Genomic DNA, 19,492 nt, shown 5'->3' on the forward strand with positions numbered 1-19,492 from the left:
TCCTTTCAGGTGGCCATCAGTATCGGTGCGGTCTTCGGCGGCTATATCGTCGATTCCTACGGCGCCACTGCGCCGCTGGCGCTGACCGCGATACTGGCCACATCCACGGTCGCTCTGGCCTTGTTGCAACGGCGTGATTGATCCTGTCCGTGACGCCAGATGCCTAAAACGTAAGTCCTGCCCGGAATGTGGTCCGGGCAGGATTTTTTTGAACAGCCGATTTTCTTGCCGTCGCTCTGGTTACTTGCGGTAGGCTAGCCCACCCCAGATGCGGCCTTCGTCTCTGTGGCGACCGCCGTGTACTGCGCCGATATAGGCAGCCGCAGCGGAAACGAGCGCGGAAGCGGCCAGCAGGAATGCTGTCAGAATACCAGCGACGCGTGCTTTTTCTGCGGCATCCGCAGCCTTGGTCTTGGCATCGTCCAATGCCTTCTGCGCCTCAGCCTTCACGGTCTCGAGCTGCTTCTGCGCTTCATCGACCTTCTTCTGCGCTTCCGCCCTGACGGCCTGCACACGTTCAACCGTCTGGTTCACGCGCGTTTGCGCATCGGTCTGGCTGATGCTTGTGCGGGCAGCGACCTGATTGGCGAGCCATGTTTTGTCGGCATCAGATATTTCGCCTGTTGCCATCAGATTGCCGAGAATGCCGCTAATCTGGCGCTGATAGTCACTGGCGCTCTGTTCACCCGTCACAGGGGTGGCGGGCGTATCGGTCCTCAGTAGCGTATCCGTGAAATAGTCGATCGGGTTAGTTCTCAGGCCCTGCGGAAGCATCTGCTCAATGCTGGGTGCTGCAGCCTGACCGGCTCCTTGCGCCAGACCACCGGCCGCACTGCCAGCGCCGGAAATGATGCCGCCCGCCATTTGGCCAGCCCCCTGAACGGCGCCGCCGACTGCGGAACCCGTGGCCTCGACGGCGGTCTGCGCCACGCTGCCAACAGCTTTGGCGCCACCGGACAGTACGCCGAGCGCGAGAAATGCCGAGACGACCGTTCCGAGACCCCATACGACCAGGCCATTCACACCATCGCGGACCGTCAGTTCGTTCCTGTCGGCAGCGCCGGCAGGCCGACGCATGCGGCCGGCAATATAGCCACCCAGCATGTAGGAGCCGACCATGGAAATGATGACGAAGAGCGCGGTTATGATGAGCCAGACTGTGCTGATCTCGCCGCCATCGTCGGCCGAGATCGAACTCAGGCCTAGGCCGCCCGCAAATGCGGTGAGGACTGCCATGGCGCCCGAAGAGATGACGGCACCGGCGAAGATCGCTGGCCAGTCCACATAGCTGCGGTTTGGATTCGTTTCGATACCCGTTGGATCAACCATCAGCGTAGCCCCAGCAGTGAGAGAATGAACAGGACAACGACGACGAGTCCAACTAGATAGATGATGGAATTCATGCGGTATCTCCTCCGAAAGGACGATCAGTCCTCCGCGTAGCGGTGATTATATGCAGTGAGAAACGTGAGCCGAGTGCTCCTGCACTAAACTCATCGCACCCGAAAAAGTTTCAGGACTTCTCATTGTCTCGGAAGGATTTGAACAAATTCGACCCCGAAACCGCCATGTGAGCACGGGTGAAAGATCAGGGGATGTCCCGCCTTTCGTCACTCAATCTTTGCTGACGAAAGGCCTCACTCGGGCGATGGACCGACATAGCGGGACTGCGGACGAATGAGCCGCCCTGTCCGTTGCTGCTCCAGCACATGCGCCGTCCATCCTGCCATGCGACCTGCGGCAAAGACATTGGTAAAGCTGTCGCGTGGAAAACCCAACGCCTCCAGCACCAGGGCCGTGTAGAACTCTACATTTGTCTGCAATGGCCGAAGCGGCTTCTTTTCCTTGAGGAGCGCCAGCGCCGCCGCCTCCACTTTGCCGGCAAAGGCAATGCGGCTGGATCCATCCTTGAGAGCCGACACCGCGCCTTTCAGCACGTCGGCGCGAGGGTCGCGGACACGATAGATCCGATGGCCAAAGCCCATGAGGCGCTCCCCGCGCGAAAGCGCATCCTCCAGCCACGTTTGAATGTCAGCCTCACTGCCAATCGCATCCAGCATATCAAGCACCGGACCCGGCGCCCCACCATGAAGAGGCCCCTTTAACGCACACAGCGCACCAACCACTGCTGAAAACATTCCGGCGTCTGTCGAAGCAATAATGCGGGCCGTAAAGGTCGAGGCGTTCAGTCCATGATCGGAAACCGTCGTGAGGTAAGTATCGAGTGCGCGCACCTTCTCCGGCGAAGGGTGAAGGCCGGAAATCATTCGCAGAAAATCCGCTGAATGGCCGAGCGTGATATCGGGTGCAATCGGCGGAAGCCCTTGCCTGTCGCGGATGATGACCGCGGCAAAGACCGGCGCCGCCGCAACGGCCATGATGTGGTGCGCAGTCGTTTCATCATCAGGCAACGCGGACAGCAAGAAGCGCAGGCCCTCTATGGAAGAAAGATGTGACAGGTCAGGAAGCGGCTGGATCAGCTGGAAAGCCCGCTGCCGGGCAGAACCCAGCTGAGACCGAATGTCCTGCGCCGTCGCAGGCTGGGGGACTTGCTCGGCCCATAGAAGCTCCAGAACCTGTTCAAAAGACCAGCCCGCCAGGCTTGAAAGATGGTGCCCGCGAATAATCAGTTCACCAGCCGTCCCGTCCACATGGCTGAGAACGGTTTCGGCTGCGACGACATCATCGAGGCCGATCACCGACCTATTATCACTCAAGGCTGCTATCGCGGACATGTAATTTTCCTCAATCTGAATACGAATGCGCTTGAGGATGCGGCATCGTATATATATGGTCAATATTGATTGATATAATCAATATGAGATATGGAATGCAGCCTTACGACAAGTACATGAGCGCTGACCGCGCGGCTTCCGAGCTCGGCATCAGCCGAGCAACGCTTTATGCCTATGTCAGCCGTGGCTTGATCCAGACGAGCGCAGCCGAAAGTGACCCGCGTCGCAAGCTCTACAGCACCCATGATGTCGAGGCGCTGAAGAAAAGGAAAACCGTTGGGCGACGCCCCGGACAGGTTGCCGCTTCCGCGCTTGACTGGGGGCTGCCGGTTCTCGAGTCCTCTATTACGCAGATAACGGAAGGACGCCTGCGCTATCGGGGGCATGATGCGCTTGTGCTTTCACAAACCGCGACCCTGGAGGATGTGGCCTGTCTGCTGTGGGATTGCGGTGAGACTAACCCTTTCGATGACATGAAAGCCGCACCTGCCCCATGGCCACAGCCGATCCTTGATTACGTCAGCACCCTGCCGCTGACGGAGCGGTGTCAAACACTTCTCCCTCTCGTTGAAGCAGGCCGCCTAACTGCGTGGAGGCGCGAAAACAATCGTCTCTGGTCCGGCGCCGCCGTTCTGCTGCGAGCTGTCGCCAGCGCCTGCAGCCTCGGCCAGCCGGGCACGCAGCCGGTTCACCTGTTTCTCGCTGACGTATGGAAGACGGATGCGGCAGGCGCTGATCTCATCCGCCGCGCTCTCGTGCTTCAGGCCGATCATGAGTTGAATGCCTCCGCATTCGCTGCGCGCGTTGTCGCCTCCACAGGCGCCTCGCTCGGTGCTTGTCTCAATGCAGGCCTTTCGGCGCTGAGCGGACCCATGCATGGCGGCATGACAAGCCTCGTCGAGCTCCTGTTCGATGAGCTGGAACGGCGTGATGATGTGGAACGGGTGATTGATGAACGGCTTCGACGCGGCGAAGCCATACCGGGCTTTCACCATCCGCTTTACCCGGACGGTGATCCACGGGCCGCGGGCCTCCTGCCCCATCTTCCATCGGATGCGAAGCGAGCTGAGCTTCTGCGAGTGATGAACGACACCACCGGGCAGTTGCCGACCTGCGATGTAGCGCTGGTGAGCCTGCGTCGCAATCTCGGGCTGCCGCGTGGCTCGGCCCTGGCGCTCTTCGCCATCGCACGGACCACCGGCTGGATTGCCCATGCTCTGGAACAGAAGCTGGACGATAAACTCATCCGGCCCCGCGCGCGCTATGTGGGGCAATAGGCATTGTGATTTCACAGCATGGCCGGCATTCACCTCCGGGCCTGAACGTGCAACGACTTTGGCACATGCCGTGCTACTTGATTTCGATGTGCGGCCAATGCTCGGAAATATCGCGCGGCGCTGGCCTGAATCGCTAGACTATGTTGCGGTGGATGCCGAAAACCGAATGGGTGTGAGCGCATTTGAACCGCCCCGATGGCGAATAGAACGGCGAGACGGGATCAATGAGATTTTGCAATGAACGAGCGAAACCGGTCGCTCATTTCCGGGTTGGCAGGATTATAGACCATCATGTTGAGATCCCCGCGCCCCTCCACCGCAAAGCTTGAAAACTCCAATTCAATCGTTCCGAGAACGGGATGGTGAAGGCGCTTGAGCCCTTCATGCATGCTTGTGACCTCGTTGTCGTCCCACATGACCTTGAATTCGGCGCTGGCGGCCGAGAGCTCATCGACCAGTTGCCGGACGTCGGCGCCAGCGCCAGCGCGCGCAGCGTCCGCCCGGAATGCGCCGACGACATAACGGGCAACATTGCGCCAGTCCTCCTGCGCGGTGCGCACCCGGTCATTTGAGAAGATCAAGCGCAGAATATTGCGGTTCTCCCTCGCCAGTTTGCTGTAATCGGTAAGGATGAGGGCGGCGGCCCGGTTCCACGCCAGAACGTCCCATGTCGCCGCTCTGATGATGGCGGGGCTGAAGGGCATGGCGTCAAGCACACCCTGCAGCCGGGGCGTTATGGTCTCGGGTTGACGGTAACGCGGCTCGGGCGGATGGCCGAAGGCCAGTATATGCAGGTGGTCGCGTTCGGGCTCGGTCAGCATCAATCCCTTGGCGATGCGATCCAGCACATCCGCCGAGGGCGAACCGCCCCGGCCCTGCTCCAGCCAGGTATACCAGGTCGGGCTTATATTAGCGCGCTGAGCGACTTCTTCCCGACGCAGGCCCGGTGTGCGGCGGCGGCCGGTGGCAAAACCGAACGTCGCGGGATCAAGCCGCATACGGCGATCACGCAGGAAGGCACTGAGCGCATTGTCTGTCATCGCATTCCCCGGCACAGCCTGTTGAGAATTATACCATGATAAAGTCACTACTTTAACAGGAAAATTCTTCATGAGATCACCTCTCCCGTCAACGCGGGAGATTTTTATGCGTGTTTTTCTAACAGGTGCGACCGGATTCATCGGCTCGCGGATTCTTCGTGAATTGCTGGCGGACGGCCATGAGGTGGTTGGCCTCACCCGCTCGGAGGCCGGTGCGAGAGCGCTAGAGGCCGCCGGCGCCACCGCACATATTGCAACGCTTGAAGATGCGGCAGGGCTAGCGCAGGGTGCGGAAACTGCCGATGCGGTGATCCACACGGCATTCGATCATGATTTTGCGCATTTCGCCGCCAATTGCGAAAAGGATCGCCGGGTGATCGCTGCGATCGGTACCGTATTGGCTGGCTCCGACCGGCCAATGCTCATCACCTCCGCGGTCGGCATGGGCGATCCCGGCAATGGCGAACCTGCGCGGGAAGATGTGTTCGATACACATCATTTCAACCCGCGCATCGCCTCTGAACTCGCGGGACAGGAGCAATTGCAGGCTGGCGTCAATCTCGGCGTCATCAGACTTCCGCAGGTGCATGACACGGTAAAGCAGGGCCTCATCTCGCCCTATATCGAGATGTCGCGAGACAAAGGCATCGTCGCCTATGTCGAGGACGGCGGCAATCGCTGGTCGGCCGGTCATGTCGATGATGTGGCGAAACTCTATGTGATGGCGCTCGCTCGAGGCGAAGGCGGTGCTCGATATAATGCCGTGGCGGAAGAAGGCGTTGTGGTTCGCGATGTTGCCGGGATCGTTGCAGAGGGGCTGGGGCTACCGCTGCTATCAATAGGCAAAGAAGAGGCTGCCGGCCATTTCGGCTGGTTTGCCCTGTTTGCCTCCATGGACCTCAGGGCTTCCAGCGCCCTCACACGGGAAAAGCTGGGCTGGGCGCCGAAAGGTCCGGGCCTGCTCGATGATCTCAGAGCCATGGATTATTCGGCGATCTAGGCATTGGCCGACCGGCGCCCACTAAAGTGGACGCCGGCCCCCATGATAGGGAATGGCGAAGACAGGCAGCATGGCAGCAACGGAAAACCAATGCTGACTTTATGAATGGAAAACGTTCAGGTGACAGACATCATTTGCCCGATTCCGGTCTGCCAAGGCCAAGCAGGTGGTAAAAGGCAATCGCTCCGATTGTCGCCGTGCCGATACCATCCAGCGTGAAGCCGGCGACATTGAGCTTGAAGTTGCCAGCGCCCAGCACCAGAGCGATACCCACGGTAATGAGGTTGCGGGGTTCGGAGAAATCCACCTTGTTTTCCACCCAGATGCGCCCTGCGGTCGCCGCGATCAGGCCGAAGACCACGACAGACAGGCCGCCGATGACGGGTCCCGGTATGGTCTGAATGAGCGCACCGAATTTCGGCGAGAAGCCGAGAATGATGGCGACCAGTGCAGCAACGATGAAGACGAGTGTCGAGAAAATGCGGGTTATCGCCATGACGCCCATGTTTTCGGCATAGGTCGTCATGCCGGTGCCGCCGAAAGCGCCTGAAAACATCGTCGCGATGCCGTCACCGATAAAGGCGCGGCCGAGATAACGATCGAGATTTTGCCCGGTCATCGCGCCTATCGCCTTGATATGCCCAAGATTTTCCGCCACGAGAATGACGACGACCGGCGCGATCAGCGCAATCGCCGATCCTGAAAACACCGGTGCGGTGAATGTCGGTAATCCGAACCACGATGCGGCCGCCACGCCGGAGAAATCGACGGGCTTGCCGAGGCCAAAGCCGTTGGCAAGCACGAGATAGGCGAGATAGGCAATCGCACCGCCGAGAAGAATGGGAAGACGGCGCGCCATGCCGGGCGCATAGACCGCAATCGCACCGACCGATGTGACCGTCAGGATAGCAATCCAGCGCGACAGCTGGTCGCCATCGGGGTTGCCCGGGCCCGAGCCAGAGGCGCTTGCGATCGCAATTGGTGCGAGGACAAGACCGATCGCCGCAACGATCGCGCCCGTCAGCACTGGCGGCATCAGCTTTTCGATCCAGTTATGACCGGCGATCATGACGATGACGCCGATCAACGCATAAAGCACCCCGGCAGCGATGATACCGCCGAGCGCCAGCGCGATATTGGGACTGACTGCCCCGGCGGCTGCCCCCGTTGCCACGAGCACCGGCCCGATGAACGCAAAGGACGAGCCTAGATAGCTTGGCACACGTCCGCCAACGGCGATGAAGAAGATCAGTGTCGAGATGCCTGAAAACAGGATCGAGACGTTCGGATCGAACCCCATGATCAGCGGAGCAAGAACCGTGGAACCGAACATCGCAACGACATGCTGAAGACCAAGCACCGCGGTCTGTCCCGCAGGCAAACGCTCATCGGGCAGGATGCGTCCTTCTGTTTTCAGTCTCCAGCGCGGAAAGTAACCACCGGTATCGCTCATATCGCCCCCCTGGCAAACAGCCGGCACGCGCCTCCCGGGGCCTTCCCGTTTCAGTTCGCAACCGCGCAAGAAAATTTGCTTTTTATGATTTGCGCCCACCGTCCGAGATCGAATCGGCAGCTGGCGCATCTTTTTCTCCGTTAACGCGATTGCCTGTCCCTGTCATCGGCTATGGGCTGTTTCCCACTGTTGCTTCCGGCGCGGAAACAATCAGCTCCCGCGCCGGTAAAAGATCGAGTGGACGGCGCTATTGCGCTTTTTCAAGCGCCGTCAGGATTTCATAGGCCGCAGAAACCCGCTCCTCATTGGGGTAGTTTTTATTGGCCAGAATGACGATGCCCAATTTCTGCTTTGGTATGAACGCCACATAAGCGCCGAAACCATTGGTGGAGCCGGTCTTGTTGATGAAGACATCCTGACGCGGTTTCATAGGCGGCGAGATTTCAGAGACCGGAACAGTCTTGAGCAGGGCGCCGGAATTCAACTCTCGCAATGTCTCCAGCTGCGCGGGATGGGCATATTGTTCCCAGACCATATCCTGCGTCATGGCGCCGACGCCGAAATATCCCGTATGGGTGTTGATGAGCGCCAGCTGGATTTTTCCGTTCAGCTTTTCCAGTCCCATATTCGCATTGACGAAGCGGATCATGTCTGCCGCTGTCGATCTGACGCCGTAGGCCTCCGAGGAGAGGACGGCCGGTGTCATGCGGGCGGGTTCGCCGGTCCGCTTGTAGCCCTGCGCGTAGTCGGCCATCTTTGCCTCGGGCACCACGGTGAAGGTGTTCTTCAGGCCCAGAGCAGGGAAGAGTGTATCTTTCATGGCGTCATCGAAGCTTTGGCCCATGGCCTTTGCGGTGATGTATCCGAGCATTCCGATGCTGGGATTGGCGTAGGTCCTGTGCGTTCCTGGCTTGTATGAGGGTTTCCAGGCCTTGAGATAGGCCAGCAACTGCTGTTCCGTCTTGACGGTATCCGGCACCTGCAACGGAAAGCCGCCGGCGGTGTGGGTGCCGAGTTGCATAAGCGTGACATCGCCGAAGGGCTTGCCCTTCATGGAGGGAAGATAATTTTCCACCTTGCTCGAGAGCGAAAGCTGGCCATTCATTTCGGCATAGGTGCTGAGGGTAACCGTGAAAGTTTTGGAAATGGAGCCGAGTTCGAAAAGCGTCTGCGCCGTCACCGGCTTGCCCGAGCTTTTGGACATGACGCCATAGGTGAAGATGTGGCTTTCACCATCGACACTGATACCAACGGCAAGGCCCGGAATGCCGTTTTTCTCCATGATCGGTTTGATCGCGGCATCCGTTATCGCTTTCAGCTTTGCCTCATCGGCGGCAAAAGCCTGTGTTAACAGGCTCGTCGAGAGCAAGGCCGCCAGTGCGACATGTCTGCTGTTGAGTTTCATCTTTCGCGTTCTCCAAAACCTAGAGTGGATTTTAGGCGTGTTTGCCATCCCCAGCGAAAGACGTTTAACCGGCCTACATTGCACGAACAAATCATGATATCTCGGAGGAGGCACAAGAAAATCTAGGTCTTGAATGGTTCGGCAATTTCTCCCCCTGAACGGCCTACGGGCTTTTGAGGCATCGGCGCGACACCTGAGCTTCACCCGCGCGGCCATCGAATTGTGTGTGACGCAGGCGGCTGTGAGCCAGCAGGTGAAAGGGCTGGAAAAGCGGCTTGGCGTTTCGCTTTTTCAGCGGCTTCCGCGCGGCCTGAAGATTACCGTCGAAGGCGAGGCCCTGCTGCCGACGGTAACCAGCTCCTTCGACCAGATGGCGACGACGCTTGACCGGATCGAGGCCGGGCAGGTGCGCGAATTGCTGTTTCTGGGTGTTGTGGGAACCTTTGCCGTGGGCTGGCTGCTGCCCCGGCTGAAGGCGTTTCAAAAGCAGCATCCCTTCATCGATGTCAGGGTTTCCACCAATAATAACCGGGTTGATATGGCGGCTGAAGGGCTGGATTTCGCCATTCGCTTCGGCCAGGGATCCTGGCATGGCACGGATGCCTTCCGATTGTTCGAGGCGCCACTTTCACCGCTTTGCACGCCGAAACTGGCGGAGACACTGAAAAAGCCGGCCGATCTGATGGAAGCGACGCTGTTGCGCAGCTACCGAGCAGATGAATGGAGCAACTGGTTTGCGGCGGCCGGCGTCATACCTGCGGCACAGGTGAATGCCGGTATCGTCTTCGACACGTCTCTCGGCATGATGGAGGCCGCGCTTCAGGGGCTGGGCGTGGCGCTGGCGCCGCCATCGATGTTTTCGCGGCATCTGGCCTCCGGCGCGATCATACAGCCTTTTCCGGTTACCATTTCGCTCGGGAGCTACTGGCTGACCTGGCTGCAATCGAAACCGCCTACACCCGCCATGCAGGCCTTTTCCGACTGGATGTTCGACAGCATAGGCGCTGAGGGATAAGGCTTATGCCAGGGCGAGCAGAACGCCGCCGGCCGCGCAGAAAATCACCACGGCCCATGGCGGGGTTTTCCAGATCGTCAATAGGATGAAGCCGGTGAGCGCAAGGGTAAAATCCTTCGGCGTGAAGATCGCGCTTGTCCACACCGGATCGTAAAGTGCCGCACCGAGAATGCCGACGACGGCGGCATTTGCGCCGCGCATGGCGGCCTGCGCCAGAAGGTGTTTGCGGAACCCTTCCCAGAAGGGCAGCGCGCCGACGAGCAGCAACATGCCGGGCAGGAAGATCGCAACAAGGGCGATCGCCGCGCCTGTAACACCGTTGGGCTGCGGCCCCACCACCGCACCGAGATAGGCAGCGAAGGTGAAGAGCGGACCGGGCACGGCCTGGGTTGCGCCATAACCGGCGATGAAGGCATTTTCCGTAACCCAGCCCGTGGCGACGACTTCCGATTGCAGCAGCGGCAGCACCACATGGCCGCCGCCGAAAACCAGCGCGCCGGCGCGATAAAAGGCATCGAACAAGGAGAGGCCTTGTGAAGCCGCGACGGCCGCAAAGAGCGGCAGGAGGCCAAGAAGCAGGGCAAAGGTGGCGAGCGCAATGTATCCCGCACTTTTCGGCACCCGGAAGGCGAGATGGGTAGCCTGACGCGCGGCATCTGCACGACAGAAGACAAGCCCGGCGAGCGCGCCGACGGCAAGCGCCAGGATCTGCCCGAAGGCGCCGGCGACAAACACGACGCAGACGATGCCGGCAAGCGCGATGCTGGCCCGCTCACGATCCGGCGCAAGGCTTTTTGCCATGCCCCAGACCGCCTGCGCCACGACGGCAACGGCGACGATTTTCAGCCCATGCAGGAGGCCGGCGCCGACCGGCCCTTCGATGGAGGCGGCGACCATGGCGAAGAAAAACAGAAAAATGGCGGATGGCAGGGTAAAACCCGTCCAGGCCGCCAGCGCACCGAGCGGACCTGCCCGCCGCAGTCCGAGCGCAAACCCCACCTGGCTGGAGGCGGGACCGGGAAGAAACTGGCAGAGTGCCACGAGATCGGCATAACCGGCCTCATCGATCCATTTGCGCCGCACGACGAGCTCATCGCGAAAGTAACCGAGATGGGCGATGGGGCCGCCGAAGGAGGTGACGCCGAGCTTCAGGAATGCCGCGAAAACCTCGCCGGGCGTGCCGTGTCTCTGGCCGTGCACTTCGGTCTCTATGCTTCGCGTTGACGATTTCACCAAAGAACTCCCTGCGTGCAACGGCTAGTCGTCAACACATATCAGCCTCAAAACGGTTTCGGTATCAGATACCATTATGACAGGGATATGAAGGGGCTGGCCGCATCGACGCCGGAACGTTGCGATAACGTTCCGGCGTCGTTTGGCGATTATCCAGCGAAGGGCCTATCGCTCGGTCGGCAACAGGTCGGCGAAGTGCGAGATCCAGCCATTTTCATCGGTGCCGCCGGAAAAACCCGTTGCCTCCCAGATGATGTGATGCCTGTTGCTGCCGTTATGAATAGTCACCGCGGCGGCGATGGGGGTCGGGGATCGCCACGAAAAGTTGCGGTTCGCCCCGGGCTCGAGATGGCTGAGGGATTCGAGCTGGACATCGTCGAGAAAAAGCACCGTGCTCATCTGCGTCTCATAGAGATATTCCCATCGCGCCTGCGCCAGCGCATTCGCCGCCGCAACGAGAAGATTGCTCTCGCCGACGGGATCGGCCAGGGCCGCCAGGCGCCATGCGGCGAAGATATTGGCGATATCCCCTGTGCCGAGCCCAAGGCTTGAGAAGAATTCGATGGTCTGCGCATTGTTGCTAAAAGCATCATAGCCCGCTTCGCCGAAGGGCCGAATATGCTTGACGACGAAATTGCTGAGAATTGGCATGTGTATCTCCTTTTTGGACATGGGCCACCTGTTCCCGGACGTCGACGTGCAGGAGCGCATGGTGGGATTTTGTGTTATTGGGGCGCCGGATATCTCCGGCAATCGAGGGAAATGCGGTCGGCTTGCCGGCCTAACCGAAGGCGATGGCGACGCGGGCCGGCATTGCCAGAAATTCCTGCAGGCCGATGCGGGTTCTGGCGCCGCCTCGCCCTGCCGGCCATGGATCGAGAATATGAAGTTCGAGATTCTTGCCGTTCACGGTGTAGCCGTAGACGAGGTAATAGTGGTATTCTGTTCCGATCACGAAGACGCGGTTGTTATCGATCTCGTGTCTGACGGTATCGGCTGTCAGGCCATTGACGAAGTGGCCGCCCGTCGTGGTGTGATCGAAGGCGTTCCACTGGCTGGAAACCAGCTTGACGACATTGCTGTTTGCATTGGCACCGCCCTGCTCATCGATGCCGGCGGATTGATCCAGAACCTGCGCCAGCTCCCAGCGCTCCTGAACCTGCGGATCGACGCTCGCAAGCGCCTCGGTGTTGCGCCTTGCAATCTCGTATTGGGTGGCGGCGGGAAGCCCGTAATAGGCCCGCACCATCTGCTCGACGGCGGCAAAGCACCAGGCGGGGGTGTCCTGAGGCACCAAAACGGGAGGGTTATTGACTGTAGGCATGGTCTTCTCCTTTCTGAAAATGACGTGGCATGAGGCACTTCGATGGCGGCCGGATGCCTGTCGTTGATTTGGTGAATGTCGAAGTTTCGGCGGCCGTCCTGCCGGCATCTGCGCCGGCAGGACATTGCCCATGATCCCATGCCCGAGGGGGACGATTCCGGCTGAGATCATGGATGCGTTTCTGCCGAGCCGGAAAAGGAACGGCAGGGTCTCAGGGGATCAGGCGGTCTTGCTCAGATCTTGACGATAGGCCTGCAGCGACGCGATTTTTGCGTCCGCGGCGGCCTCGCGTTCGGCGACGATGGCCGAGAGCTTCTCCGCGACACCCGCCAGGTAGGCCGGCAGATCGTCACTGTTGATATATCCGCCCTGCAACTTGTTCAGCTTCGACCATCCTTCGGCAAAGCTGCGGTTGAAGCGGTCGGAGACGATCACCACCGCGTGCCACTGGGCGGTTTGCCTGACGAAGAACTCGTCGACGGAGCGGATGAGCTGCGCGAAGCGGTTCTTTCGCAGCGTCTCCTGCCCGGCGACATTTTCAATGCCGGTGATCTGATGCTGGGCATCATCTGCGACCGCTTGCATGAAATCGGCGAAGCCCTTGAAGAAGAAGGCGATTTCTTCAACGATTTCCTTCATGCGTTTCAGCGCCGAAATGCTGACATTGAGCGATTGCACCGCAAGCTTGATCTTGTCATCCTCTGCCTGCTTTCCCTTCAGGAGGGCGTTGATCCTGATGAGTTCTGCCGCCTGGGTACGGCGCTCCTTCTCATAGGCCTCCGCCTTGTCGATCATCTGCATCTGGATTTCGCGCAGGCTGGCAGCCTGCTGCTGCTGCTCTTCGGAAAGCTTGCCCAGCCCCTTGTCCAAAGCATCGAGCGAGGCCTGCAGACTGGAAATAACCGTTTGCTGAGCGGCGATCTTTTCTTCCTGCGCCTTGAGTTCCGCGGCGCGTGCAGCCAAACGTTTATCGAGTTCGGCAAGCTCGATGGCCTTGCTCGATTTGGGGTCGGCGCTTTCCGCGTCGTCCGCAAGCTTCGCCTTGGCGTCCTCGAGCGACTTGACATCTCCCTTCAGAGCGTCGCGTTTTTCCTCGCTCTTGCGAAGCTCGGCTTTCTTTTCGGAAAGCTCGCTCTGCTTGGCGGCCGCATCGGCCTTGCTTCCGCCGCCTGACGGGGTGCGGGAGCCGCCACCCTGGCCCTGCCCGTCCGCATCCTGTCCGGCCTTGGATTGTCCCGAAAGCGCGCCGCCAACCGACGAGGCCAGCATGGAGGCGGGACCGCCTGCCACCATGGCAATGGCGGGAATTGCGCTTGAAATCATCTGCGCGCCGACCCGGACGATCGACATGACAAAAGCACGCTGCTCCGCCGTATTGGCCCGCTGCTCATATTCCCGGGCCTTCTTTTCGAATGCCGAAACCTGTTCCTTGAGATCGTTGACAAGCGATTCAAGCTGTTCCCGTCGTGCGTCCGCCTCCCGGATTTCCCGTTCCATCACCGCTTTATCGGCGAGGCGTTTGCTCAAGGCCGTTTCGCTCATATCCGTGGTTTGCGCCGTGTCCCTGATGATGGCGTCGTAGGTCGCAGCAAGGGCCAGAAGCTCGTCTCGAACGCTGAGCGCCCTATCCCGGATGCCCGTTGCGAGCTTTATCAGATCGTTGGAGACGAATGCCTTGATTTCGGCCTGATCGTTTTCTTCCCTGACATCGAGCCAGTCCGGGAAAAGATCGGCGATGGACAGGCCGATACGGGTCGCCGCCGCCATCGCGTTCTTCATGACTATTTCGCTTTTCTGCTGCGACGTGATCAGCCTGTTCATGATAGCGCTGATGCGGACGCGAATATCGCCGTTTTCCTGCGGCGTGGTGTTATAGGCGATGTAAAGCAGATCGATCGCATTGTCGGTGTCGCGCTTGGCGCGCTCGACATCATAGGTTCCCTGGATCTTATCGACATAGGACCGGACAAGCGCCGTATCAGACTTGGGAAGGCTGAAATTCGGTTGCGAAACGATCGCATCGACGCCGGCGTCGATTGCGCTGTTGATCTGGGCGGTCCGGCTCTCGAAAGTCACGACATTGTTCATTTTCATGCTCCTGTTGATGGGTGGTTGCGGAGAGTCATTGGGGGTGATCGTTCACGATCCGCATTGTTTCTTCGCGTCGTCAGGCAGCCCGGCCTCGGTGGAGGAAATGAACTGCGGCACGTCTTTGGTCAGGCCGTCGATCTCGGTCGACAGCCGCGTAACCTGACGTATTTTCGCGTCGTCAGGATTGACCTCGCTCGCTTCCTTCAGAGCACTGGTGAAGTTGGCGACCTGAATGTTGAAGTCCTGAACCTTGACGTTGATGGTGGAGATTGCCGCCTTGAGCCTGGTGATCTGCTCCTCCAGAGTTTTCACCGCTTTCTGGTTTTCCGCGTGGCTCTGCTGTGCCGCCGCAAGCTGGCGGCGATTGTTTTCGAGCTGGTTGCGAACGCCTTCAAGAGCCGCCCGGGCATTGTCCAGACGCGGCCGCGCGGTCCGGTATTCCCTCTCCGCATCATTCATCCAGCCCAGCGCCTTGACCGCCGCGTCGCCGGCCTGGCAAATTCCCGGCAGGAAGAAGAGGACGCCGCTGCATATTTTTACTCGCTTGGCCTGCTCGTCCATTTCCTTTCGGGCTTTTTCGAAGGTGGCCTGGCGCGCCCTGACGTTCTCGTTTTCGGACTGAACCAGCTCCTCATAGCCCTTCACGCTGGTTTCGGACTGCACCACCTGCCGCTCCAGCTCGATCTGCAGGTACATGGCCTGCCCCAGCGCCTTCTCGCGGTCAGCGCTGAGCTGCTGTTGCGCCGTCAGATGTTCCATCAGGCACACGGATCGACGGCCGAGCAGCTCGCGGCTCGCTTCCGCCTGTTCCAGTTTCGACTGGAAAGCCGCCGTCTGCTCGGCGGTGAGGGTGGCCGCGTTCGCAATGGCCGGCTGGCCCATGGATGGGATATCGAAATTCATTGCGAAGGCCGCAAGGCCTGCAAAAACAACATGCTTAAGTTGAATCATTTCAACCTCCTCTGAAGAATCGGGGATGAATAAAGGGCATGAAGGGCTCTACGCGCCGCCCGGCATCGCTGCCGAACGCGCCAGAGACATGGCAGTAACATTCAGGTGTCATGTGGTTTCGGATGCATCTTTCACGATGTCGTCAATGCCTAAAAAGCAACCATCAAAGATTGTATTCATGACAAATAGACAAAAGATTTCGCATCCGCGACTTCACTAATTTATGCAATAAAAACAGTCGATAACTTCATTTTCAGCGTCACTCTCGCAAACCGTCTCAAAAGGGAACACATTTTAACGCGCTCCTTAACATTCAATTTATGAGAGTATTTCTTAATACCCCGCAACAGAGCCTCGGGGGAGTGCAACAAAATGCACGCATCTTCCGGAGCGGAACCTTTCGGCTGTCACCCCTGCCCCAAGCGGCCGTTGTCAGCGAACAGAACTCACGCTTTCGAATTCGCCATAAAGTAGCGAATAACAAAAAACCACGGGAGAAAGGTATCCGGAAAAGCAGGCGCCCCAACTTCAAAGACGCACCCGAAAAGGGACTTCGCCCGACCTCGGCCGGACATGCTTCGAGAGAGGCTGGGCTTACTTGCGAACCGAATCCTGAACGACGATGCCTTCGGCGATGCCGTCGCCCATCTTTGCAGCCACATATCGACCGCCTTCAAACAGGAGCAGCGCCTCGTCCGCGCGCTTGGAGATTTCGGCGCATTCGCCACTGTCATGTGCGCGGTGGGCATCGCATCGGTCCATGGCGGGCAATTTACGCTGGCGGCAGTGCAGGCAGTCGTCGTTCCGCGTGGCTGGGCTTCCAGCCGCAGGACACGGGCGTTGATCGACTGGCTGGAGCTGGAAAATACCGCGCAGCGTCACACGCCCGGCGACGATAACCGCGAGCGGCCATGGTCGCTAAACGGCTGGATTATTTCGGCCATCGAGACGCTTGCAAGCACCTATCGCGTCGCGGCCTCGCCGTGGCAAACCCTCCCGGCAACGGAAACGCCTGCGGAGGAAGCCATCGGAACCGGCGTGCTTGTCGACGGTGTGAGCTGGCTTCTGCGGCACGCGCAGGATTTGCCTTTTCTCTCAGAGGAAGTACGGATGTTTCTTGGGCATGCGCCGGGTTTCCTGATCTTGCTGGACCTGCTGTCCGCCGCGAAAGCGGACGCGTGCGATGCGACAGGTTGCGTGTTCTCCCGCAAGGCGACGGCGCGCGCCTATGGGGTCAGCCGTGCTCATGTCACGGCCATACTCGCCAGGGCCGAACGGTTGAAAATCTTGAAAAGAAACGGACCCAGAATAGTTCTGAGCGAGCTGGCATTGCAGAACGTCCAGCGCGATCTGGCCTATCAGCTCGCCTTCGTCGTTTTATGGACGGAGGCAGTGAGAACGTCTCCACTGTCCGCGGATGCCCCCGAGAGCCTGTCCGGCTGGAATGGCTCCAGCAAGCCGCGATAGGGCTTGGCGAGCGGCGTGGCATAAGCGCCGCGCTTGGCGGTGGACAACCCCATGGACACCAGCGATTCCGCCTGCTTGACGGCCGCCGCGACGCCATCGACAACCGGAACGCCGAACTCATCGCGGAGTTCGGCGGCAAGATCCGCCATGCCGGCGCAGCCGAGCACGATCGCCTCCGCCCTGTCCTCTTTCAGGGCCAGCGCGATTTCCGCGCGCAGCCTTTCACGGGCGTTCGAGGCGGGATCTTCCAGCGACAGGACAGGAATATCGGCGGCGCGCACATTGCAGCGGGCGGACATGCCATAACGATGGACGAGATGTTCCAGCGGCAGCCGCGAGCGCTCCATCGTCGTAACGATGGTGAATTTCTGCGCGATGAAGGCGGTAGCGGAGACCGCCGCCTCGCAGATGCCGATAACCGGAATATCGGCGAGCGCGCGGGCCGCATCGAGCCCGGTATCGTCGAAACAGGCGATGATCGCGGCGTCGGCTCCAAGCGTCGGCGCCTTTGCCAGCTCCAGCAACAGGCCGGGCACGGCGAAAACCTCGTCGTAATAACCTTCGATGGAGACAGGCCCCATGGAGGAGGTGACGGCCAATATGTCCGTATCGCGGCCGGCTATACGCATCGCGGCGTCGGCAATGGTCGCGGTCATGGATTGCGTGGTGTTGGGATTGATGACGAGAATGCGCATTTGACGTTACTTTATCCGCGTGAACGGCGGCGATTGAGCGTGACGATCAGGCCGAGCGTGGCCGCGATCACCAGGAAAGAAAACAGGGTTGTGACAGCACCGAGCGCGTAAAGCACCGGCGTTGTGACATTGGTGGTCATGCCGTAGATTTCCAGCGGCAGCGTGTTGTAGGTGCCTGACGTCATCAATGTGCGGGCGAACTCGTCATAAGAAAGCGTAAAGCCGAAAAGGCCGACGCCGATCAGGCTCGGCGCGATCATCGGCAGCACCACATGGGCGAAGGTCTGCCAGGAGGAAGCGCCGAGATCCCGGGCCGCTTCCTCATAGGACGGCGAAAACCGGTTGAAGACGGCCAGCATGATGAGCACGCCGAAGGGCAGCGTCCAGGTGAGATGCGCGCCGAAAGCTGATGTATACCATGAAGGTTCCAGCCCAAGCTGCTGGGATAGAACACCAATACCAAGCGATATGATGATCGACGGCACCACGAGGCTTGCGACCGACAGATAAAATAGCGGCGTCGCGCCGATGAATTTGCGCCGGAAGGCAAGGCCCGCCAGCAGCGAGACCAGCACGGTAACGGCCATGACCATCAGGCCAAGTGCGAATGAGCGCCGGAAGGAGCCGCCGAAATCTCCGACGGCCTGCTGTTCGAAGAGATTGCCGAACCAGTGCAGCGAAACGCCGTTCAGCGGGAAAGTCAGGCCGCCATTCGGCCCCTGAAAGGCGAGGATGAGGATGGCCGACAGCGGGCCGTAGAGAAACAGCACGAAGAGGACGAAAAAGAAGGCGAGGATGTAGAATTCGCGGCCGCGTTTTTCCTGATGCATGGGATCAAAGCTCCTTGCGGATATCGACGATGCGCAGGATGCCCGCGACCATCAGAAGAACGAGGATGAGCAGGATGACGGCGTTCGCCGCAGCAGCCGGATATTGCAGCAGCGACATCTGGTTCTTCATCATCAGCGCCACCGAGGCGCTCTGGCCGCCGGACATGACCTGAACCGTCGAGAAATCCGCCATGACCAGGGTGACGACGAAGATGCTGCCGATGGCCATACCGGGTTTGGCAAGAGGAATGATGACGTTGGTGAGTGTCTGCCAGCCGGTCGCGCCCGCATCACGCGCCGCCTCGATCAGCGATTTATCGATACGCATCAGCGTGTTGAAAATCGGCGTGACCATGAACAGTGTATAAAGATGCACCATGGCCAGCACCACGGCGAAATCCGAATAAAGCAGCCATTCGATCGGCTCGGGAATGATGCCGGAACCCACCAATGCGCTATTAACAAGACCGTTTCGCCCGAGAACGGGAATCCATGAAATCATGCGGATGATGTTCGAAGTCAGGAACGGCACGGTGCAGACAAGGAACAACACCATCTGCATGGTGGTGGTGCGAATGTGGAAGGCAAGGAAGTACGCCACCCAGAAACCGCAGAAAAGCGTGATCGCCCAGACGATGGCGGCATATTTCAGGGTATTGAGATAGGTCTGCCAGGTGACCCAGGACCCTAACGTTTCGCTATAATTGAAGGTGACGAAATCGGGATACATCTGGGCGAAGTCGTAGTCCCAGAAGCTGACGATGGCGATCATCAGGATCGGAAGAGCCAGGAAAAAGCCGAGGATCAGCAAAAGTGGCAGGGACTGAATATAGGACACAAGCTTCTGCGGCAGGGCAAAGCTGCGGGGCGGCTTGTCCTTTTTTTCACTGACGCCAATGAGTCTGACCGTCACCATGGTGAAGCCTTTCGCTGTATTTGCAGAAGCCCGGCGGCTTTCGCACCGGGTAGTGTGTCA

Annotated in this window: 18 protein-coding genes and 1 pseudogene; 5 read left to right on the forward strand and 14 right to left on the reverse strand. The window is 59.4% G+C overall.

Annotated elements, in window-relative coordinates:
• Positions 1–141: pseudogene (locus ACQZ48_RS00005) on the forward strand (MFS transporter); the annotation flags it as partial.
• A gap of 99 nt (positions 142–240) precedes the next feature.
• Here ACQZ48_RS00005 and ACQZ48_RS00010 read toward each other — a convergent pair.
• Both ACQZ48_RS00010 and ACQZ48_RS00015 read right to left on the reverse strand, forming a co-directional pair.
• A complete protein-coding gene (locus tag ACQZ48_RS00010; protein ID WP_077984153.1) occupies positions 241–1,329 on the reverse strand; it encodes a hypothetical protein in 1,089 nt (362 codons plus the stop codon).
• A gap of 308 nt (positions 1,330–1,637) precedes the next feature.
• Complete coding sequence (locus tag ACQZ48_RS00015) at positions 1,638–2,735, reverse strand: citrate synthase/methylcitrate synthase (RefSeq protein ID WP_448728580.1); 1,098 nt, start codon at positions 2,733–2,735, stop codon at positions 1,638–1,640.
• A gap of 116 nt (positions 2,736–2,851) precedes the next feature.
• On the opposite strand from ACQZ48_RS00015, the gene ACQZ48_RS00020 reads away from it, so the two are divergent.
• On the forward strand, positions 2,852–4,012 hold the full coding sequence (locus tag ACQZ48_RS00020) for a citrate/2-methylcitrate synthase (protein ID WP_448728293.1): 1,161 nt from the start codon (positions 2,852–2,854) through the stop codon (positions 4,010–4,012).
• Positions 4,013–4,233: 221 nt separating this feature from the next.
• On the opposite strand, the gene ACQZ48_RS00025 is transcribed toward ACQZ48_RS00020, so the two are convergent.
• Positions 4,234–5,052, reverse strand: coding sequence for a helix-turn-helix transcriptional regulator (locus ACQZ48_RS00025; protein WP_448728294.1), 819 nt, complete (start codon positions 5,050–5,052; stop codon positions 4,234–4,236).
• A gap of 106 nt (positions 5,053–5,158) precedes the next feature.
• Here ACQZ48_RS00025 and ACQZ48_RS00030 point away from each other — a divergent pair, with 106 nt between their 5' ends.
• A complete protein-coding gene (locus ACQZ48_RS00030) occupies positions 5,159–6,052 on the forward strand; it encodes an SDR family oxidoreductase (RefSeq protein ID WP_448728295.1) in 894 nt (297 codons plus the stop codon).
• A 130-nt stretch (positions 6,053–6,182) separates the two neighbouring features.
• Here the strand turns inward: ACQZ48_RS00030 and ACQZ48_RS00035 are convergent, their stop codons facing one another.
• Positions 6,183–7,505, reverse strand: a complete 1,323-nt coding sequence (locus tag ACQZ48_RS00035; RefSeq protein WP_077984157.1) for a solute carrier family 23 protein — start codon at positions 7,503–7,505, stop codon at positions 6,183–6,185.
• Between the two features lie 247 nt (positions 7,506–7,752).
• Positions 7,753–8,910: a class C beta-lactamase gene (gene ampC / locus ACQZ48_RS00040; RefSeq protein WP_448728296.1), complete on the reverse strand. Its 1,158-nt coding sequence runs from the start codon at positions 8,908–8,910 to the stop codon at positions 7,753–7,755.
• A gap of 133 nt (positions 8,911–9,043) precedes the next feature.
• Between ampC and ACQZ48_RS00045 the strand changes: the two genes are divergently transcribed.
• Positions 9,044–9,925, forward strand: a complete 882-nt coding sequence (locus ACQZ48_RS00045; RefSeq protein WP_448728297.1) for a LysR family transcriptional regulator — start codon at positions 9,044–9,046, stop codon at positions 9,923–9,925.
• Between the two features lie 3 nt (positions 9,926–9,928).
• Here ACQZ48_RS00045 and chrA read toward each other — a convergent pair whose 3' ends face one another.
• The 6 genes from chrA to ACQZ48_RS00075 all read right to left on the reverse strand — a co-directional run bounded on the left by chrA (position 9,929) and on the right by ACQZ48_RS00075 (position 16,286).
• Positions 9,929–11,158 (reverse strand): chromate efflux transporter, encoded by a 1,230-nt coding sequence (chrA, locus tag ACQZ48_RS00050; RefSeq protein WP_269824043.1) that lies wholly within the window; start codon positions 11,156–11,158, stop codon positions 9,929–9,931.
• A 165-nt stretch (positions 11,159–11,323) separates the two neighbouring features.
• A complete protein-coding gene (locus tag ACQZ48_RS00055; protein ID WP_077984160.1) occupies positions 11,324–11,809 on the reverse strand; it encodes a hypothetical protein in 486 nt (161 codons plus the stop codon).
• 130 nt (positions 11,810–11,939) lie between these two features.
• Positions 11,940–12,482: a hypothetical protein gene (locus ACQZ48_RS00060; protein WP_142913929.1), complete on the reverse strand. Its 543-nt coding sequence runs from the start codon at positions 12,480–12,482 to the stop codon at positions 11,940–11,942.
• A 219-nt stretch (positions 12,483–12,701) separates the two neighbouring features.
• Entirely contained in the window at positions 12,702–14,570 is a 1,869-nt protein-coding gene (locus tag ACQZ48_RS00065; protein ID WP_448728298.1) for a tyrosyl-tRNA deacylase, read from the reverse strand.
• 51 nt (positions 14,571–14,621) lie between these two features.
• On the reverse strand, positions 14,622–15,524 hold the full coding sequence (locus ACQZ48_RS00070; protein WP_448728299.1) for a hypothetical protein: 903 nt from the start codon (positions 15,522–15,524) through the stop codon (positions 14,622–14,624).
• 594 nt (positions 15,525–16,118) lie between these two features.
• On the reverse strand, positions 16,119–16,286 hold the full coding sequence (locus tag ACQZ48_RS00075) for a hypothetical protein (protein ID WP_448728300.1): 168 nt from the start codon (positions 16,284–16,286) through the stop codon (positions 16,119–16,121).
• Positions 16,287–16,364: 78 nt separating this feature from the next.
• Here ACQZ48_RS00075 and ACQZ48_RS00080 point away from each other — a divergent pair, with 78 nt between their 5' ends.
• A complete protein-coding gene (locus ACQZ48_RS00080; protein WP_448728301.1) occupies positions 16,365–16,991 on the forward strand; it encodes a hypothetical protein in 627 nt (208 codons plus the stop codon).
• On the opposite strand, the gene ACQZ48_RS00085 is transcribed toward ACQZ48_RS00080, so the two are convergent.
• From ACQZ48_RS00085 to ACQZ48_RS00095, 3 genes are read right to left on the reverse strand one after another with little or no spacing between them, the layout of a single operon-like run.
• Positions 16,883–17,686 (reverse strand): aspartate/glutamate racemase family protein, encoded by an 804-nt coding sequence (locus tag ACQZ48_RS00085; RefSeq protein ID WP_077984164.1) that lies wholly within the window; start codon positions 17,684–17,686, stop codon positions 16,883–16,885. The genes ACQZ48_RS00080 and ACQZ48_RS00085 overlap by 109 nt on opposite strands.
• An 11-nt stretch (positions 17,687–17,697) precedes the next feature.
• On the reverse strand, positions 17,698–18,516 hold the full coding sequence (locus ACQZ48_RS00090) for an ABC transporter permease (RefSeq protein ID WP_448728302.1): 819 nt from the start codon (positions 18,514–18,516) through the stop codon (positions 17,698–17,700).
• A 4-nt stretch (positions 18,517–18,520) separates the two neighbouring features.
• Positions 18,521–19,432: an ABC transporter permease gene (locus tag ACQZ48_RS00095; protein ID WP_448728303.1), complete on the reverse strand. Its 912-nt coding sequence runs from the start codon at positions 19,430–19,432 to the stop codon at positions 18,521–18,523.
• Positions 19,433–19,492 lie beyond the last annotated feature (60 nt).

This window comes from Agrobacterium sp. 22-209-1 (assembly GCF_053522485.1).

Coding starts and splice junctions, on each gene's coding strand:
- ACQZ48_RS00010 (WP_077984153.1), bottom strand. CDS start 1,329: ATGGTTGATCCAACGGGTATCGAAACGAATCCAAACCGCAGCTATGTG.
- ACQZ48_RS00015 (WP_448728580.1), bottom strand. CDS start 2,735: ATGTCCGCGATAGCAGCCTTGAGTGATAATAGGTCGGTGATCGGCCTC.
- ACQZ48_RS00020 (WP_448728293.1), top strand. CDS start 2,852: ATGAGCGCTGACCGCGCGGCTTCCGAGCTCGGCATCAGCCGAGCAACG.
- ACQZ48_RS00025 (WP_448728294.1), bottom strand. CDS start 5,052: ATGACAGACAATGCGCTCAGTGCCTTCCTGCGTGATCGCCGTATGCGG.
- ACQZ48_RS00030 (WP_448728295.1), top strand. CDS start 5,159: ATGCGTGTTTTTCTAACAGGTGCGACCGGATTCATCGGCTCGCGGATT.
- ACQZ48_RS00035 (WP_077984157.1), bottom strand. CDS start 7,505: ATGAGCGATACCGGTGGTTACTTTCCGCGCTGGAGACTGAAAACAGAA.
- ampC (WP_448728296.1), bottom strand. CDS start 8,910: ATGAAACTCAACAGCAGACATGTCGCACTGGCGGCCTTGCTCTCGACG.
- ACQZ48_RS00045 (WP_448728297.1), top strand. CDS start 9,044: ATGGTTCGGCAATTTCTCCCCCTGAACGGCCTACGGGCTTTTGAGGCA.
- ACQZ48_RS00055 (WP_077984160.1), bottom strand. CDS start 11,809: ATGCCAATTCTCAGCAATTTCGTCGTCAAGCATATTCGGCCCTTCGGC.
- ACQZ48_RS00060 (WP_142913929.1), bottom strand. CDS start 12,482: ATGCCTACAGTCAATAACCCTCCCGTTTTGGTGCCTCAGGACACCCCC.
- ACQZ48_RS00065 (WP_448728298.1), bottom strand. CDS start 14,570: ATGAACAATGTCGTGACTTTCGAGAGCCGGACCGCCCAGATCAACAGC.
- ACQZ48_RS00070 (WP_448728299.1), bottom strand. CDS start 15,524: ATGATTCAACTTAAGCATGTTGTTTTTGCAGGCCTTGCGGCCTTCGCA.
- ACQZ48_RS00075 (WP_448728300.1), bottom strand. CDS start 16,286: ATGGACCGATGCGATGCCCACCGCGCACATGACAGTGGCGAATGCGCC.
- ACQZ48_RS00085 (WP_077984164.1), bottom strand. CDS start 17,686: ATGCGCATTCTCGTCATCAATCCCAACACCACGCAATCCATGACCGCG.
- ACQZ48_RS00090 (WP_448728302.1), bottom strand. CDS start 18,516: ATGCATCAGGAAAAACGCGGCCGCGAATTCTACATCCTCGCCTTCTTT.
- ACQZ48_RS00095 (WP_448728303.1), bottom strand. CDS start 19,432: ATGGTGACGGTCAGACTCATTGGCGTCAGTGAAAAAAAGGACAAGCCG.